At 73.0% G+C, this 533-nt stretch carries 1 protein-coding gene; it reads left to right on the plus strand.

From position 1 onward, the window contains the following. Positions 1-58: 58 nt before the first annotated feature. The coding region (locus AC27KI_RS27045; RefSeq protein WP_487116998.1) for an RnfABCDGE type electron transport complex subunit B at positions 59-533 on the plus strand (475 nt) is incomplete at its 3' end.

The following is a 533-nucleotide window of genomic DNA, read 5'->3' on the forward strand; positions in this document are numbered from 1 at the left end:
CAAGGCTTGACCCCCCGCCGCGGACGCCGTCCGCGCGCTCGCGGCGCGCATCGATGCGTTGCTGCCGCAGACGCAGTGCACCCGCTGCGGCTACCCCGATTGCGCGGCCTATGCCCTGGCGGTCGCCACGGCCGAGGCCGGCATCAACCAATGCCCGCCCGGTGGCGCCGAAGGCGTGGAACGCCTGGCCGCCCTCACGCAGCGGCCAGTGCGGCCGCTGTCGCCCGAACACGGCACCGAAGGGCCGCGCGCCGTGGCGTTCATCGACGAGGCCTGGTGCATCGGCTGCACGCTGTGCCTCAAGGCCTGCCCCACGGACGCGATCCTGGGAGCCAACAAGCAGATGCACACGGTGATCGAGGACCATTGCACGGGCTGCGAACTGTGCATTCCCGTGTGCCCGGTCGATTGCATCGTGCTGGAAAACGCCAGTGGCAGCGCGACCGGCTGGGCCGCCTGGTCCGCGGCACAGGCCGGGCACGCCCGGGACCGCTACGCGGCCCGCACCCAGCGGCTGGCCCGTGACGCGCAGG

The sequence above is a fragment of the Acidovorax sp. KPB24-03 genome (assembly GCF_057546605.1).